Annotated in this window: 13 protein-coding genes; 4 read left to right on the top strand and 9 right to left on the bottom strand. The window is 32.3% G+C overall.

Annotated elements, in window-relative coordinates; all coding sequences use genetic code 11:
• Positions 1-258 precede the first annotated feature (258 nt).
• Complete coding sequence (locus EV02_RS02910; protein WP_032519901.1) at positions 259-1,473, top strand: argininosuccinate synthase; 1,215 nt, start codon at positions 259-261, stop codon at positions 1,471-1,473.
• A gap of 3 nt (positions 1,474-1,476) precedes the next feature.
• Here EV02_RS02910 and rpsF read toward each other — a convergent pair whose 3' ends face one another.
• Together rpsF and EV02_RS02900 are read right to left on the bottom strand one after the other, a co-directional pair.
• Positions 1,477-1,938, bottom strand: coding sequence for a 30S ribosomal protein S6 (gene rpsF, locus EV02_RS02905; protein ID WP_032519903.1), 462 nt, complete (start codon positions 1,936-1,938; stop codon positions 1,477-1,479).
• Between the two features lie 103 nt (positions 1,939-2,041).
• Positions 2,042-2,902 (bottom strand): shikimate dehydrogenase, encoded by an 861-nt coding sequence (locus tag EV02_RS02900; protein WP_032519904.1) that lies wholly within the window; start codon positions 2,900-2,902, stop codon positions 2,042-2,044.
• Between the two features lie 117 nt (positions 2,903-3,019).
• On the opposite strand from EV02_RS02900, the gene dnaK reads away from it, so the two are divergent.
• A complete protein-coding gene (dnaK, locus tag EV02_RS02895; protein WP_025921726.1) occupies positions 3,020-4,927 on the top strand; it encodes a molecular chaperone DnaK in 1,908 nt (635 codons plus the stop codon).
• Here dnaK and EV02_RS02890 read toward each other — a convergent pair.
• Positions 4,924-6,006, bottom strand: coding sequence for an FAD-dependent oxidoreductase (locus tag EV02_RS02890; protein WP_032519905.1), 1,083 nt, complete (start codon positions 6,004-6,006; stop codon positions 4,924-4,926). The two genes, dnaK and EV02_RS02890, sit on opposite strands and share 4 nt — an antisense overlap.
• Before the next feature lie 44 nt (positions 6,007-6,050).
• On the opposite strand from EV02_RS02890, the gene purU reads away from it, so the two are divergent.
• Entirely contained in the window at positions 6,051-6,905 is an 855-nt protein-coding gene (gene purU, locus EV02_RS02885) for a formyltetrahydrofolate deformylase (RefSeq protein ID WP_032520486.1), read from the top strand.
• 9 nt (positions 6,906-6,914) lie between these two features.
• Here purU and EV02_RS02880 read toward each other — a convergent pair whose 3' ends face one another.
• Complete coding sequence (locus EV02_RS02880) at positions 6,915-8,270, bottom strand: ClC family H(+)/Cl(-) exchange transporter (protein WP_032519906.1); 1,356 nt, start codon at positions 8,268-8,270, stop codon at positions 6,915-6,917.
• Between the two features lie 9 nt (positions 8,271-8,279).
• Entirely contained in the window at positions 8,280-10,853 is a 2,574-nt protein-coding gene (gene acnB, locus EV02_RS02875; RefSeq protein ID WP_080724854.1) for a bifunctional aconitate hydratase 2/2-methylisocitrate dehydratase, read from the bottom strand.
• A gap of 97 nt (positions 10,854-10,950) precedes the next feature.
• On the opposite strand from acnB, the gene EV02_RS02870 reads away from it, so the two are divergent.
• Complete coding sequence (locus EV02_RS02870; RefSeq protein WP_032519907.1) at positions 10,951-12,018, top strand: 3-deoxy-7-phosphoheptulonate synthase; 1,068 nt, start codon at positions 10,951-10,953, stop codon at positions 12,016-12,018.
• Here the strand turns inward: EV02_RS02870 and EV02_RS02865 are convergent.
• From EV02_RS02865 to EV02_RS02850, 4 genes are all read right to left on the bottom strand, one after another.
• Positions 12,011-12,652, bottom strand: a complete 642-nt coding sequence (locus EV02_RS02865; RefSeq protein WP_032519908.1) for a diacylglycerol/polyprenol kinase family protein — start codon at positions 12,650-12,652, stop codon at positions 12,011-12,013. The genes EV02_RS02870 and EV02_RS02865 overlap by 8 nt on opposite strands.
• 5 nt (positions 12,653-12,657) lie before the next feature.
• On the bottom strand, positions 12,658-13,677 hold the full coding sequence (locus EV02_RS02860; protein WP_011377332.1) for an RpoD/SigA family RNA polymerase sigma factor: 1,020 nt from the start codon (positions 13,675-13,677) through the stop codon (positions 12,658-12,660).
• Between the two features lie 209 nt (positions 13,678-13,886).
• A complete protein-coding gene (ppk1, locus tag EV02_RS02855) occupies positions 13,887-15,965 on the bottom strand; it encodes a polyphosphate kinase 1 (RefSeq protein WP_032519909.1) in 2,079 nt (692 codons plus the stop codon).
• Positions 15,965-17,233 (bottom strand): MFS transporter, encoded by a 1,269-nt coding sequence (locus EV02_RS02850; RefSeq protein WP_032520488.1) that lies wholly within the window; start codon positions 17,231-17,233, stop codon positions 15,965-15,967. Before EV02_RS02850 ends, ppk1 begins: the two co-directional genes overlap by 1 nt.
• Positions 17,234-17,241 lie beyond the last annotated feature (8 nt).

The following is a 17,241-nucleotide window of genomic DNA, read 5'->3' on the forward strand; positions in this document are numbered from 1 at the left end:
TAATACATAATGATGCATACGAAAAACTTTTTTGATAAAGCAAATTTAAAATACTTTTTTATATGGCTAATTTCATTATTGCTGTCTGGATTATTTAAGCTTATTGGATACTTATACCCCAATGTTTTAATAATTAATAACTTTCTTCTCTTATTACTGGTTTTTGGTCCAGCTCTTTTAGTTACAATAATATTATTATTTAATTAATTTTCAAATTCTTAACTACCTCAAAAATTTTAATTTATGGAGCAAATTTAGATGCAGCAGATAAAAAAAGTTGTACTAGCGTATTCTGGTGGGGTAGATACGAGTGTGTGTATTCCATATTTAAAGAATGAATATGGAATTTCAGAAGTTGTTACTTTTGTAGCAGATCTTGGACAAGGCGAGGATTTAGAGTTTATTAGGCAAAAAGCTTTAAATTCTGGTGCATCTAAATCAATCGTTGGCAATTTAGTTAATAGTTTTGTTGAGAGATATGCCTTTCCAGCCATTAGAGCAAACGCATTATATCTAGATAAATATCCCTTATCAACAGCCCTTGCTAGGCCTTTAATTGCTGAAAATCTCGTGAATATTGCTAGAGAGATTAATGCTGATGCAGTAGCTCATGGATGTACTGGTAAAGGGAATGATCAAGTTCGGTTTGATTTAGCGATTAATGCTTTAGGTCCAGATTTAAAAATTATTACTCCTGCAAGGGAGTGGAATATGAGTAGAGAGGAGGCAATAGTTTATGGAGAAAAATTTGGTATACCTGCACCAGTATCAAAAAAATCGCCATATTCAATAGACGTTAACTTACTTGGTAGGAGTATTGAAGCAGGTATATTAGAAAACCCCATGCAAGAAGCACCTGAGGATATATTTTCGATGACATCATCAATTGATAATTCACCTGATTCCCATCATGATATAGAAATTGTTTTTAAAAATGGGTTTCCAGTAGGAATTAATGATGAATTTTTAACTCCAGTAGAGATTATTCAAAAAGCTAATGATCTTGCAGGTATCCACGGTTTTGGAAGAATAGATATGATTGAAGATCGAGTAGTAGGAATTAAAAGTAGAGAGATTTACGAAACACCCGGTCTCTCACTTTTAATCAAAGCTCACAAAGAATTAGAGAGCATAACATTAAACCCCGATGTTGTTGATTTTAAAGGAATAGTAGAAAAAAAATGGGGTCAATTAGTCTATCAAGGTTTTTGGTTTGGACCTCTTAAAGAAAGTTTAGATGCATTTATATCATCGACTCAAACATCAGTTAATGGAAGAGTAAAGATTAGACTTTATAAGGGGAACGCAATAGTTATTGGGAGAATGTCGGAACAAAATTCACTTTACAGGGAAGATTTGGCAACTTATAGCAAAGATGATGTTTTTAATCATTCTTTAGCAGAGGGTTTCATTTATATGTGGGGTATGTCTAATAAAATATGGGCTGAGTTAAATTCGAAAACAAAAGATTAACATTTAAGATTCAGCATTTTCTTTAGTTTCAGTATCTTCCTTGCTAGAAGTTGAAGTATCTGCAGTTGCTACTGGTTGTTTTTCTTGAGATTCAACTTTCACATCTGAATTATCTTTATTCTCTGAATTAGATGTATTCTTGTTCGAAGGCCTTGGCGTTGGTAAAGGGCCCTCTTGTTTGACAGTCATGTATCTAATAATATCTTCACTTAGTCTCATTGCTTTTTCAATTTTGAAGATATGTTGACCATCACCTTGATGACTTAGTTGTACGTAAATACCTTCTCTATGTTTTGCTATTTGATAGGCTAATCTTCTCTTGCCTCTCATTTGACTATCAAGAATAGTTCCGCCAAATTCTTCTAAAAGCTTGTTGTATTTATCAATGTGATTAGTTACTTCATCTTCCGCAATGTCTGGGCGGAGGATATACATGGTTTCGTAATAAGATTGTTGATCGTTCATAATTTCAGACAAGGTCTTTGGCTCATAAATTGATGTGATGAGCGTCTGTTCATTACTTACGATACATTACGATAGGCAATTTCTCGACAAGTAAGATCATTTTTTAAAGATATTTTTTTAATGCGTCATTCATCACATGAAAAGGTACTTCTAAACCATCTGTCCAAAATGATAATGATTTTATTCCTTGGGCAACAAGCATTTCCAAACCATCTATAGTCATGCATCCTTTATTGGCGCTAAATTTTAATAAAGTAGTTGGAGCAGGGTTGTATATTAAATCGTAAACAATTGTTTGTGAGTTAAGAGATCTCCAAAATGCTTCGCCATATGGAATCACATTATTTTCATATTTAGTTGTTTTCATCCCTGCTGGCGTTGTATTTACAATCAAATCTGCTTCACGAATTAAAATTTGAGCTTGATCATCACTATTCAATAAACCCTGCAGTTGAATTTGATTATCAAAGTTTTTTATTAATTCATCTAATGATGATTTGTTACGTGATATTACTGAAATTGTTGAAAGATTTAAATTTATTAAACCTTGAATAACAGATCTTGCTGCACCCCCGGAGCCAAGAACTATTCCTTTTTTCTTTGCTAAGTTTAAATTTTTTAATGGATAAATAAATCCCTCTACATCAGTATTAGTTGCGCTCCATTTTTTTTCAGAATTTAATTTCAGGGTATTAATTGCTTTAAGTTTGTTAGCTATAGGGGAGATTTCACTACAAAGGTTAAATACTTTTTCTTTGTGTGGAATTGTAATGTTTAAACCTTTGCAATTAATCTTTTTAAAAGAATTAAGAACTAATTCTAGATCTTTATCTTTACAGGGTACAGCAATATAAATTAAATCTAAGCCTAAATATTGGAGGGCAGCATTTTGCATAATTGGAGACAAAGAATGGCTTACTGGATTGCCAATTAATGCGATGAAAGATGTCTTACTTGAAATCATGTTTAGAATTTTAACCCTAAAAGTAATAGTCTGTTCGGGAACCACACCCCGTCTTTGAGTAACAATAATGACGTCAATGACCGATTATGGAGAATAACAAATATTAAGAAGTTACCCATGGGTAAGGTAGTAGGAATTGATTTAGGAACAACTAATAGTTGTGTCGCTGTAATGGAAGGTGGTAAGCCTACTGTAATAGCAAATGCTGAGGGTTTCAGAACTACTCCATCAGTTGTTGCATATACAAAAAATCAAGATCAGCTTGTTGGACAAATAGCAAAAAGACAAGCTGTAATGAACCCTGAAAATACTTTTTATTCTGCAAAACGTTTTGTTGGTAGAAGAGTTGATGAAGTTAATGAAGAGTCTAAAGAAGTTAGTTACTCTGTTGAAAAATCTGGCTCTAGTGTCAAATTAAAATGTCCTATTTTGGATAAACAGTTTTCTCCTGAAGAGGTGAGTTCTCAAGTTTTAAGAAAGCTAGCAGATGATGCTGGTAAATATCTTGGTGATAAAGTTACACAGGCTGTAATTACAGTTCCAGCTTATTTTAATGATTCGCAAAGACAGGCTACTAAAGATGCTGGCAAGATTGCAGGTCTAGAAGTTCTCAGAATCGTTAATGAGCCAACTGCTGCCGCTTTAGCATATGGTTTGGATAAAGAAAATGAAAAAATTCTTGTTTTTGATTTAGGGGGCGGTACATTTGACGTCTCAGTTATTGAAGCTGGTGATGGAGTAACTGAAGTTCTATCTACATCTGGAGATACACATTTAGGTGGTGATGATTTTGATAGATGCATTGTAGATCACTTAGCCAATACTTTTAAATCTAATGAGGGAATTGATCTCAGACAAGATAAGCAAGCTTTGCAAAGATTGACTGAAGCTGCAGAAAAAGCAAAAATAGAGCTCTCAAATGCTACGCAAAGTGAAATAAATTTACCTTTTATTACAGCGACGCCGGAAGGACCAAAACATTTGGATTTGAACCTTACTAGAGCAAAGTTCGAGGAATTAGCAGCTTCTTTAATTGACAGATGTAAGACCCCAGTTGAAAGAGCTATAAGTGATGCAAAAATTTCTACTAGTGAAATTGATGAAGTTGTTATGGTTGGAGGCTCATCTAGAATACCTGCTGTTTTAGATTTAGTTAAAAAAATAATTGGTAAAGAACCAAATCAAACTGTTAATCCTGATGAAGTAGTAGCTGTTGGAGCCGCAATTCAGGGAGGAGTTTTAGCAGGAGAAGTTAAAGATATATTGCTGCTCGACGTTACTCCACTCTCTTTAGGTGTAGAGACTTTAGGGGGAGTAATGACAAAAATGATAAATCGAAATACTACAGTACCCACGAAGAAATCTGAAACATATTCAACTGCCGTAGATGGTCAAACAAATGTTGAAATACATGTTTTACAGGGTGAAAGAGAAATGGCCTCTGATAACAAAAGCCTAGGAACTTTTAGATTGGATGGTATACCTTCAGCACCAAGAGGCGTTCCGCAAATTGAAGTTACATTTGATATTGATGCAAATGGTATTCTTAGTGTTACTGCTAAAGATAAAGGAAGCGGTAAAGAGCAAAGTATTTCTATTACTGGTGCTTCAACTCTATCTGATAATGAAGTTGAAAAAATGGTAAAGGATGCTGAATCAAATGCATCTGCAGATAAAGAAAAAAGAGAAAAAATCGATTTAAAAAATCAAGCTGAAACACTCGTATATCAGACAGAAAAGCAACTTGGTGAGTTAGGGGATAAAATCGATGCTGCAGCCAAGTCCAAAGTTGAAGAAAAAAGTAATGCTCTTAAAGAGGCAACTTCAAAAGAAGACTATGAATCAATGAAAAAACTTCTTGAAGAACTTCAGCAAGAACTATATGCAGTTGGTTCATCTGTTTATCAGCAACCTGGCAATCAGCCACCATCACCCGGGGCGGCGGGGGGTCCCGATCAGAGTGATTCAAACGAAAAAGGTGGAGATGATGTAATTGATGCAGATTTTACTGAAACGAAAGATTAAGAAAAATAATTTTTAATTTCATTAGCAACCCATTTAGAACAAGCTGGAGCAAGTAAAATCCCATTTTTATAAAAACCTGTACATATTATTAGTCCATCTTCAAGATTTTTCATTATTGGTGAAGGCTCACCATCTGGTCTTGACCTTATCCCATACCATTTTTTAGAAATCTTCCCTTTCATCAGCCAATTTGGTTTTTTATCGAGAAAATTTGTAAGTTTTTCAAAAGTATTTTCTTCTGGCTTAGTACTATATTCGTCGGTTGATCCAATAATTAACTTTTTTTTTGATTTTGGAATTATATTTTTACCATTTATATTGAATTGTTTTGGCAGCGATAGTAAATCAACTTCTGCATCATTTATATCAATTTCCATAGCTTGACCCAAGACAGGTTTTAATGTGATGTTGTGAGATATGCCATCTATTAAATCAATTGATTTTAGTGAATTACACAAAATAACCATATCAGATTTGAGGTTTTCATTACTTCTTGTTGTAGAAATCCATTGATTGTTTGATTTCCTGATTTTTATTATTTCTCCTTCTGAAAAATTAATTTTTTTATGTTTTAGATATTTATCTAATGTTTGAAGTAAAGAAAAAGGATTTATTCTTCCATCTTTGAAGGAAATCATTCCTTTTATATTTTTTGTTTGGAAGGCTTTATTTATATTTTTGATAAATATTGAGTCTCTTTCTAAAATTCGTAAGTTTTGATCATTATTTTCATAAATAAATTTCTCTAATTTTTTAAACTTTTCTTCATTAGTAGTTAGTTGTATTAATGGTTTGTTGATATTTAATTCACTATTATATTTTTGCAGGAATGAAATCCATTGCGGCCATAATTCAATGCTTTGCTTCCTGAGATCCCAACTTCTACCTCTCCTTTTTTGATACATATTACCCATTAGTAAGCCTAAGGCTGCGTAACTACTATTTTGGAGTTGAATTGGATCTATTATCGTTACCTTGAAACCTAATTCTGATAATTCTAAGGCGTTAAATTTTCCAATAATCCCTGATCCAATAATAACTATGTGTGCTTTTTGAAAATTTTCTTTTAAGCTTTTCATTGATATATTAGATATACTTGCTTGACTTAATAGTTAAAGATTTTTTGGAACATCCTTCAATTATATTCAAAATTGTTTGCCCCGATCGTCCTGGCCTTGTGAGTTTACTTACAAGTTGGATTTCAAATTACGGTGGAAACATAAAACATTCTGATCATCATACAGATCAAGATGCCGGTTTGTTTCTTAGTCGAATTGAATGGAATAGTAAAAATGCTTTTTTTAACAGAGATGAAATTTATAAAGAATTTGAAAAAATTGCAGGTGAAGTCAATGGAAAATTTAACGTAAATTATTCAGATGAAATTCCAAATGTTGCTATTTTCGTAAGTAAACAAAATCATTGTTTGATTGATTTACTTTGGCGAGTAAGAAATGGAGAACTCAAAATGAAAGTCCCGTTAATTATTTCAAATCATTCTGATCTTGAAAATATTGCAAATGACTTTAATGCAAAATTTGTTCATGTTGATACTTTTAAAACTGATAAATCTATTGTTGAAGATCAATTTTTACATTTACTAAAAGAATATGAAATTGATCTCGTTGTATTAGCTAAATATATGCAAATTTTGAGTGACTCTTTTTTAAAAAAGTTTTCTTCAATAATAAATATTCATCATTCTTTTTTACCTGCATTTAAGGGCGGGCAACCATATCATCGAGCTTGGAAGAGAGGTGTTAAATTAATCGGTGCTACAGCTCACTATGTTACTGAAGATCTTGATGAAGGCCCGATAATTGAGCAATGCACAGTTAATGTAAGTCATAGGGATGAAGTTGACGATTTGATTAGAAAAGGAAGAGATATTGAAAGAATAGCTTTAGCAAGAGCAGTTAGATTACATCTGAATCATCAAGTATTTGTATATAACAGCAAAACTGCTGTTTTTGATTGAAGATAGTTTTTAGTCTTCTAATTCTATTTGTATTTGCCTTTCATAAATTGATTCTTCATTAAAAGCTCTTGCTATCAAGAAACTGGCAATGCAGCTGATTAACACAGGTTTCATTATTAATAAATTTTTTGTTAAAGCGAAAGCTAAAAACATTGCAGTAATTGGTGTTCGCGAACATCCTGCTACGAAAGCTCCCATTCCCGCAAAAATGTATGTACTTGGTGCATGTCCTGTAGCAATTTCCACCCAGCTCCCCATTATTAGTCCGATTGACCCTCCTAAAGTAAGCATTGGATAGAATAATCCTCCAGGGGCTCCAGATGCTGCTGCTAAACCTGTCGTGATAAATAGTACTAAAACTGCTAATAAAGCAATTCCAATACTTGTATTTTGTTCAGCTATTATTTTCTGTAATTCATCTAAATTATGAAATGTACTGGGTAAAAAAGAGTAGATACTTCCTAAAATAAGTCCACAAATACTCATTTTTAAAACAAATTTATTTTTATACCACTTTTTACCAAGATTTTGCATTAACAAAACATATCTGCTGTACAATTCTGCAAATATCCCAATAATTATTCCTAGTAAAACTAAGTAAATAAAATCTATAGGTAAGAAAAAAACTGAAGGGTCATATTCTTTTTGAATCAAAAATCCGAGGTTAAAATCAAAGCCTCCTGCTTTAGGATCTAAACCCAAGGCTTGAATAATATCAGCAGATGAATCTGCAATAAAAGTTGTAATTACTACTAGTAATAAAATAACTGGTCTAGCAGAGTTTAATAACTCCTCTATTGCATAGATAAACCCTCCTAATGGAGCGCTAAATACTGCGGCTATTCCAGCACCACCACCTGCTGCTACTATTACTCTTCTGAAAGCTGTAGGAGCTTTGAGCCACTTGGCCATTTGCCAAGCTACGGACCCTCCCATTTGAACTGATGGACCTTCCGGACCCAAAGGGAATCCACTGCCAATCGCAATAATTCCTGATATGAGCTTTACTAATCCTACTTTTAAATTCATTGGAACTTTTTTATGTCTTAAGAAACCCATGATTTGACTCACACCTGAACCTTTTGCGGCAGGTGCTATATTTTTGATTAAATATCCTGCAATAGCTCCTCCGAGAGCTCCAAAAATAGGTAAGACCGCAATAGATGGGAATTGGTCTAATAATGCTAATCTCCAATTATTAATAAAATAGATTCCAGTTTTAAAAGATATGCTTGTAATTGAAGCCCCTAGACCTGTTAATAAGAGCGAAAATGCAACGACTAGTGACTTTTGTTTTAATAATTTTTTGATGCTACGAGAAGAATTACTTGTTTTTTGAATATTATCTTTTATAAAGTTTGGCATGGTCCATGATTACTTTGTCAAGCTGAAATCGTGTATTTCATCAAATTGAAGATAGCGATAAAGTTCATCTGAATATGGATTAATTTTATTTTTAGTAATATCCTGATATTCTTCTATTTCAGGTATTTTTCCAAGCAGTGCACAAACTGCTGCCAATTCTGCACTCCCTAAAAATACTTGCGCATTCTTGCCAAGTCTATTGTCAAAATTTCTTGTACTGGTAGAAAATACTACAGAACCTTCATCAACTCTAGCTTGATTTCCCATACATAAAGAACAGCCAGGCAACTCTAATCTTGCACCACAATCTTCAAATATTTCATAGTAGCCTTCAGCTTTTAGGGTTTCTTCATCCATCTTTGTGGGTGGACAAATCCATAATTTAGCTTTTAAATTTTGTACTCCTTCAAGAACTTTTGCAGCTGCCCTGTAATGACCAATATTTGTCATGCAAGAACCTATAAAAACCTCGTCAATATTTGTATTTGCAACATCAGTGATTTCTTTTACATTATCTGGATCATTAGGGCAAGCAACTATAGGTTGTGTTACTTTTGCTAAATCAATTTCAATGATGTCTTCATACTGAGCGTTTGAATCTGGTTGAATTAATGATGGTTTTTTTAACCAATTTTTCATATCATTTATTCTTCTTGAAATCGATTTTGAATCTTCATAATTGCTCTCGATCATTTTTTCTAGCAGGCAAATATTGCTTTTTAAATATTCTTGAACAGTTTCTTGGGATAAAAGTATTGTGCTACCAGCGCATGAGCGTTCTGCAGTGGCATCTGTAAGTTCAAAAGCTTGTTCAAGTTTTAGGTTTGGTAATCCCTCAATTTCCATAATTTTCCCGTTGAATATATTTTTCTTATTTTCTTTCTCAACAGTTAATAGTCCTTTTTTAATTGCGAAGAGAGGGATTGCATTTACTAAATCTCTAAGAGTAATTCCTGGTAATAATTCTCCTTTAAATTTAACCAGCACAGATTCCGGCATATTTAATGGCATTGATCCTATTGCAGCGGCAAATGCAACAATGCCTGAGCCTCCAGGAAATGAAATGCCAAGAGGAAATCTTGTATGACTATCTCCACCTGTGCCAACAGTATCAGGTAAAAGCATTCTGTTAAGCCAGCTATGAATGATGCCGTCTCCAGGCTTAAGAGCTACTCCACCTCTTTGAGATATAAAATCAGGTAATTCTTTATGGGTAAGTAGATCTACTGGTTTAGGATATGCAGCTGTATGACAAAAACTTTGCATCACTAAATCTGCAGTAAATCCTAAACAAGCTAGTTCTTTTAATTCATCTCTAGTCATTGGCCCAGTAGTATCTTGACTACCAACTGTGGTCATAATTGGCTCACAGGTCATTCCTGGCCTAACTCCATCTAAACCGCATGCTTTACCTACTATTTTTTGTGCTTGAGTAAAGCCGGTACTACTTTCGGTTGGATTTTGTGGTCTAGTAAAAATTTCACTTGGTTGATAATCTAATTTGTTTCTAATTTTGTCCGTAAGAGATCTTCCAATCATAAGATTAATTCTTCCGCCAGCTTGAATTTCATCAGTAAGAGTTGATGGATACAACTCGAATTTGCTTATTAATTCTTCAGTATTTGAATCTTTTTCAATTTTTTTAATAATGCCTTTATAGGGATATATTTTAATAACATCTCCTGTTTTCATTTGAGATACGTCAGCTTCTATAGGTAAAGCTCCTGAATCTTGTGCAGTATTAAAAAAAATTGGGGCTATTTTGCTGCCAATTATTATTCCACCTGTTTTTTTGTTGGGAACAAAAGCGATATCTTCTCCTATATGCCAAATGAGTGAGTTAATAGCAGATTTTCTAGAACTTCCTGTTCCAACAACATCTCCAACATAAGCTATTGGTAAATTTTGTTTTTTTAAATTATCAAGAATCTTTAGTCCATCAGGTTTTTTAAATTCCAACATAGCTAATGCATGCATTGGAATATCCGGGCGTGTTGTTGCATGTACAGCGGGAGATAAGTCGTCTGTGTTTGTCTCACCGTCAACTTTAAATACTAAACAAGTAATCTCTTTCTCTAGAACTTTTTTATTTATGAACCATTCTGCATTTGCCCAACTATTTACAACTTCTTTTGCATAAATATTATTTTGAGATAATTCATAAATTTCATTAGCCGAGTCGTAAACAAGAATAATATTTTTTAAAACTTCTGCCGCTTTTTTTGCGAGTAAACTATTTTCTCCTTTAAGTATTTCAACCAAAGAATTTACATTATATCCGCCTATCATTGTTCCTAGTATTTCAATCGCTTTTTCGGGATTAATTGATTTGCAATATTTTTCGGAATTAACAATAGCCGTAAGCCAGCTTGCTTTTACGTAAGCAGCCTCATCAACTCCTGGGGGTACTCTATTTATTAGTAAATCAAGTAAATAAGATGAATCATAAGTACTATCTTGTTCTAATAATTTTGTAATACAGTTTGTTTGTTCAGCATTTAAAGGTAAAGGAGGTATACCTTTGGCAGCTCTTTCAGCTGCATGATCTGCATAATCTTTTAGCAATGTTTCCAAATTCTTCATTAGTAAGGTTTAATGCCTAATCTATTGTTATTTTTAATATTGAAAAGGAGAGTATTCATAAATGCTTTTTTAAATATTCAAACTTCTTAATTAATCAATGACGACATCATCAAATAATTCAGCTTTAGAAAAGACATCAGATTTACATGTTCTTGAAACACGTCCATTAATACCTCCAAGCAGATTACATAATGATATACCTTTAGATCACGACTCTGCTAATACAGTATCTAAAACAAGAAGATCGATACAAAATATTTTGCATCATAATGATCAGAAGCTTTTAGTCATTGTGGGTCCATGTTCAATTCATGATCTTGAGGCGGCAAAGGAATATTCAAAATATATTCAAAAATTCCGAGAAATGTATAAAGATAAATTAGAAATAATTATGAGAGTATATTTTGAAAAGCCAAGAACAACTATTGGTTGGAAGGGATTGATAAATGATCCTCATCTAGATGATTCTTATGATATTAATACTGGTTTAAGAAGGGCAAGAAGTTTGCTTTCATATTTAGCAACTCGTGGCATACCTTCTGCTACAGAATTACTAGATCCAATTGTTCCTCAATATATTGCAGATTTAATAAGTTGGACAGCCATAGGTGCGCGTACTACAGAAAGTCAAACTCATAGAGAAATGGCATCAGGATTATCAATGCCTATAGGCTTTAAAAATGGAACGGATGGTTCTTTTACTACTGCAATTAATGCAATGCAGTCAGCGTCAAAATCCCATCACTTCTTAGGTGTAAATGAAAATGGAATGGCTTCTATAGTTAATACTACAGGAAATCCAGATGGACATATAGTTTTAAGGGGCGGTTCAAAAGGCCCAAATTTTGAAAGTGATAATGTACAAAGAATTTCAGCAGAATTGAGGCAGTATAATCTTCCCCATAAAGTGATGATTGATTGTAGTCATGGAAATTCCAATAAAGATTTCCGAAAACAGTCGGAAGTGCTAAAAAATGTAGCTTCTCAAATTAGTAATGGTGAAAAAAATATTTTAGGAGTTATGCTTGAAAGTCATTTGAAGGAGGGAAATCAAAAACTTTTAAAAAAAGAAGATCTCCAGTTTGGCAGAAGCATTACAGATGCATGTATAGATATAGAAACAACAAAAGAATTAATCGCTATTTTATACGATTCACTTAGCTAGTTATTAAAAAATTAAAAAATAATGCTGAAGAGATTGGAACAATGAAATTATCTATTCCTAGAACACTAAATTGTTCGAGCAAAGTCGCAATAAAAGCTATCGTAAAATAATTTAAACTTACACTATTTTGTTGAGAGTATCCTATTGAGCAAACTACTATCAAACTTGTTAAGAACATTGTTATGGTTCCATATAAAGATTTTTTTTGTTTAAAAAAAATCCAACTCTTTGAGTTAAAGCTTTTTCCTATTAATCCAGCTAATCCATCACCAAAAGTCATTATGAAAAATCCACTAATCAGTGCATATGGATCTTTATCCCAGAAAAGATAAATCAAAATAAATAAACTTAGACAATAAAATAATGTCCCATAACTTTTTCTTTCAACATCCTCAATTGTTGGAAATAATTTATAGTTGTAATTAATGAAAACCATTAATGAAACAATTCCTGTAAAAATTAGAGCAGAGTTTTGATTAATTTTTAAAAATTGAGCAATTGGTATTAAAGGTCCTATTCCAATATGTACTATTTTTCTGACGATTTCTCTACTATCTTCATTATATTTTTTAAAAACTATTGATATTAAAAAAATTGAAAATAAATATAATAAAATTACAACAAATTTTATCAATTTGGTTAAGCTGCTTTTTGATGAGTTGTCATTACTCGAAGCTTTAATATTGCTTTAGCTTCTAGTTGCCTTACTCTTTCTCGCGAAACGTTAATTTGTCTTCCTATTTCTGCGAGTGTTAATGGTTCTTCACCATCTAACCCAAATCTGAGCTTCATGATTTTTTGCTCTCTTTCATTTAATTGAGAAAGCCAAGTTCCTAAATGCTCTTTTTGAATAGTTCTATCCATACCCTCCATAGGCTCTTCACAGTTTGGATCAGGTATGAGTTCACCAAGAGTACTTCTGTCTTCTTCTCCTCTTGCATGTGCATCTAGGGAGGCGCAAGGAGCACTTTGAGAAATTAAATCTTCTAAATCTTTTTGATCAATTCCCATCTCAGTTGCCATTTCCAATCTTGTAGGTTGTCTGCCAAATTTATGTGATAATTCTCTAGAGACTCTTCTCATTTTGGACAGTTTTTCACTTATGTGAATAGGCAAACGGATGGTTCTAGCACTGTTATCAATTGCTCTCGTCATTCCTTGTCTAATCCACCAGTAAGCATAAGTTGAGAATTTATATCCCATAGCAGGATCAAATTTATCTACAGCTCTTTCGAGGCCAATAGCCCCCTCCTGAACAAGATCTAATAATTCAAGCCCTTGGTTTTGGTATTTTTTTGCAACCGAGACAACGAGCCTTAGATTAGCTGCCATCATTCTATCTCTTGCTCTTTTGCCAATCTTAATTTGATAAAGATTTCGTTGGGTTCTATCAGTTTCAGGTATTTGTAGCAACTTTTTCATGTTCTGAACATGATGAGCTAACTCTATTTCCTCTGCTGGAGTCAAAAGAGGTACTCTTCCAATGCTACTTAAGTAATAGCCAATAGAATCTGAAGCGAGCCTGCCAGATTTTTTTTGGCTTTGTTTTGCCGTAAGACTGGATTTCGATTTGCGAGACTTGCCCGCAGTGTTTGGTAATCTTGGCTCATCAAAATTATTATCTGAAGAGCTTTTCGCAGATTCCAGAGGGATCCCCATCACCCTGGCCTCCTAAATAATGGATTTTTTAAAAAGCTAGCACTGAAATTGAAATAAAAACTACTTTTACGTTGAAATTTTAAAGACAAAAAATTTTTTTTTAAAGCTTATTTCTTGAAATCCATTGATATGATTTGATTTTATAAAAAATAAAAAAAATTTAAAATATTAAGTATTTTTTTAAATGTTGTAAAAATCAATATTAAATTTTATTTTTCTATGAGGTCAATTTGCGAACGATTATGCGATGAATCTAATTCATATTTTGAATATGAACCATCATCTTTCATTATCCAAGAAAAGTAATTATCTTTAATGTACGTTTGCAAAAGCGTGTATATTTTAGATTTCAATTCATAATCCTCTATTGGAGTAACAGCTTCTATTCTTCTATCAAGATTTCTTCTCATCCAATCTGCACTCCCTATAAAAACCTCATTATCCCCATTATTACAAAACCAAAAAATTCTTGAGTGTTCAAGAAAATGACCAATAATGCTTATAACTTTTATATTTTCACTTAAATTTTTTCTTTGGGGATATAGGCAACAAATACCTCTTATGATGAGGCTAATTTTTACACCTGAGTCTGATGCTAAATAAAGCAGTTTAATTATTTCTGGGTCCACTAAAGAATTCATTTTTGCGATTATTTCGGCTTTTTTGCCTTCCTCTGCATTTTTAATTTCTCTCTTTATAAGAAATATAAATTTTTCTCTCATCGATGAGGGAGAAACTAATAACTTTTGAAAACTTTTTTGTTTAGAAAAACCAGATAAGTAGTTAAATAACTCAAGTAAATCAGATGCAATATCAGGATCCGTTGAAAGTAATCCTAAATCTGTATAAAACTTTGAAGTATTAGAGTTATAATTTCCTGTTCCAATATGGAAATAATTCCTTAATCGTCCTTTCTCTTTTCTTACTATTAGGGCAATTTTTGTATGTGTTTTAAATCCGATGATTCCATATACAACATGAATTCCAGCTTGTTCAAGTTGTTTTGCCCATTGAATATTATTGTCTTCATCAAATCTTGCTTTTAGTTCAACAAGAGTCATTACTTCTTTCCCATTCTCTGCAGCTCTCATTAAAGCTGCAATGATAGGCGAATCTTGGGAAACTCGATATAAAGTAATTTTTATAGCCATTACAAGTGGATCATCAGCTGCTCTGTTTATAAATTCCTCAACTGAAGTTTTAAATAAGTCATAGGGATGATGAAGCAGAATATTTTTTTTTCTAAGTATCTTGAAAATAGAATTAGAGTTTTTGTTTGCAGGCAAATCTAAATGTTTTAATTCTGGGTGAGTTTTTCCAATTAGTAGATTTTCTTTTAAATCATCTCTATCAATTTTTGTAAGCTGATTTAAATCGTCTAGGCCTATTAAACTTTTGCAAAAGTATATATATTCTTTCTGTATTGAGATACTTTCAATAAGTAACTTCAGAATATTTTCTGGCATATCTGACTCCACTTCTAATCTAACTACGTCTCCACCTAATCTTCTTTTTTGCAAACTTTTTTCAACAGCTAAAAGTAAATCATCAGCTTCAAGTTCTTTTAATTCTAAATCTGCATCTCTTGTCACTCTAAAAAAAGAGTAATTTATACAATCCATTCCATTAAATAAAGTATTTATATTATTCCCAATTAAATCTTCAACACTTATGAAATTGTGAGAACTTTCATCACTAAGTTGACTAATTTCATTGGGAATTCGTATAAATCGGGGTAATTTTTTTGTTGGTATTTTTACTCTGACAAACTGATTTTTAGAATCCTCCTTATCTTTAATTAAAGCTGCTAAATTTAGACTTAAATTACTTATAAAAGGAAATGGATGTGCTGGATCAACAACTAATGGAGTTAATAAAGGAAAAATAGATGTTGTAAAGAAGTTATTACACCAATTTCTTTGATTTTCACTAAGGTCCTTATATTTTTTTAAAATTATACCTTTTTCTTTTAATTCATTTTTTAATTGATTATTTACATAGTTTTCTTGGAGAATAGTTAACTTTTTTATTTCATTATTGATTTTTTTTAATTGCTCTTTAGGGGTAAGTCCGTCAATACTTTTTTTAGTAATTTCTGCTTCAACTTGAGCCTTTAATGAAGCTACCCTTACCATAAAAAACTCATCAAGATTATTACTAAAAATTGAACAAAATTTCACTTTATCTAGGATTTTGTACTCCTTTTCCATGCCAGTTAGGAGTACTCTTTTATTAAATTCGATCCAACTTAATTCTCTATTAATAAAAACATCAGCCTGGTTTTTCATTAAAAAACATTTGATTTTTGATTTTTAAAAGAATTATTATTTTTACCCTCTGCAATAAGGTATATCATGAAAAGTAAGATAACGGAACCTGCTATAAAAGGTGATTTAGGACCAAAACTATCATAAACCCTTCCGGCCATTGCAATTCCTAAAACTCCTCCGAGACTCTGTAGACCCTGAAGGTTACTTAAAATTGATCCTTGTTTATCAACGTCTAATTTCTTTGATATAAGTGCTCTTAAGGTGGGCGTAATTAACCCTGCCCCAACGGCTAAAAATGAAACAGCTGAATAAATATTAAGTGTCGCATTTTCTTTTGGAGCAGTTATTAAAAGAGTACATGCCACAAGAATGAAGCCTGATCCGATAAGGGTTAATCGCATTTCGCCAAGTTGCTTTACCAGAGGCCCTATTAGTCCTCCTTGAACAATAATTGCAATTATTCCTACTACAACAAGAGTTCCACTTGATGCTTTGGTCGTCCAGTTTAATGATTCTTGAAGGAAAAATATAAGAATATTGGTCAGTCCAGTAAAAGCAATAAAGTAAATAAAAAAAGCTAATGATAATTTTTTAATCTTTTCTTCTTTGAAAACTGTAAATAGCTGCTTTAAAGGGTTTTTTAAAATATTTTTTGATTTCTTTGAGTTACTATTAGGTTTGGTTTCTGGTAAGTAAAAAAATACAAGGAGGAAATTTATTATTGGAATGATTGAGGCTATCAAAACTGGAATAATAAAATTATTGTTTGTATTTTTTGCAAAAATAACAACAAAAATATTACCTAAGAAGAAACTTAAACCAAAAGCCACACCAATAAGACCAAATGTTTTTGCTCTTTTTTCAGGGCTTGAAATATCTGCAAGAATTGTTGTTGCAGTAGCTGCAGTTCCCCCACTTAAACCATCAATAAGTCTTGCTAAAAATAATAAAAATAGCGGGATTGAAGCTATTGAATTTGACCAATTAAAAAGAACCGTAAAAGATAATATTGATATTCCTATTACTGAACCAGTAATACAAAAAAGAGTGATAGGTCTTCTTCCATATCTATCACTCATAAGTCCTATAAAAGGAGAAGCTGTAAATTGAGCTAATTGGTAAGTGCATGATAATAAACCATATGTACTTGCTTTAGAGTCAAAAAGTAAAACAAAAGAGGGTAATATGGGTAAAAGTATACTTTCACTTAAACGATCATTTAGAAGAGTGATAAACGCACTAAGCAGAGTAAATTTTTTATTTGGTTTTAATAAACTTTCTTTCACAATATTTA

Source organism: Prochlorococcus marinus str. SB, assembly GCF_000760115.1.
GTDB classification, from domain to species: Bacteria; Cyanobacteriota; Cyanobacteriia; order PCC-6307; family Cyanobiaceae; genus Prochlorococcus_A; species Prochlorococcus_A marinus_D.

Coding starts and splice junctions, on each gene's coding strand:
- EV02_RS02880 (WP_032519906.1), bottom strand. CDS start 8,270: ATGCCAAACTTTATAAAAGATAATATTCAAAAAACAAGTAATTCTTCT.
- acnB (WP_080724854.1), bottom strand. CDS start 10,853: ATGAAGAATTTGGAAACATTGCTAAAAGATTATGCAGATCATGCAGCT.
- ppk1 (WP_032519909.1), bottom strand. CDS start 15,965: ATGAAAAACCAGGCTGATGTTTTTATTAATAGAGAATTAAGTTGGATC.
- EV02_RS02910 (WP_032519901.1), top strand. CDS start 259: ATGCAGCAGATAAAAAAAGTTGTACTAGCGTATTCTGGTGGGGTAGAT.
- EV02_RS02890 (WP_032519905.1), bottom strand. CDS start 6,006: ATGAAAAGCTTAAAAGAAAATTTTCAAAAAGCACACATAGTTATTATT.
- EV02_RS02870 (WP_032519907.1), top strand. CDS start 10,951: ATGACGACATCATCAAATAATTCAGCTTTAGAAAAGACATCAGATTTA.
- rpsF (WP_032519903.1), bottom strand. CDS start 1,938: ATGAACGATCAACAATCTTATTACGAAACCATGTATATCCTCCGCCCA.
- EV02_RS02900 (WP_032519904.1), bottom strand. CDS start 2,902: ATGATTTCAAGTAAGACATCTTTCATCGCATTAATTGGCAATCCAGTA.
- EV02_RS02860 (WP_011377332.1), bottom strand. CDS start 13,677: ATGGGGATCCCTCTGGAATCTGCGAAAAGCTCTTCAGATAATAATTTT.
- dnaK (WP_025921726.1), top strand. CDS start 3,020: ATGGGTAAGGTAGTAGGAATTGATTTAGGAACAACTAATAGTTGTGTC.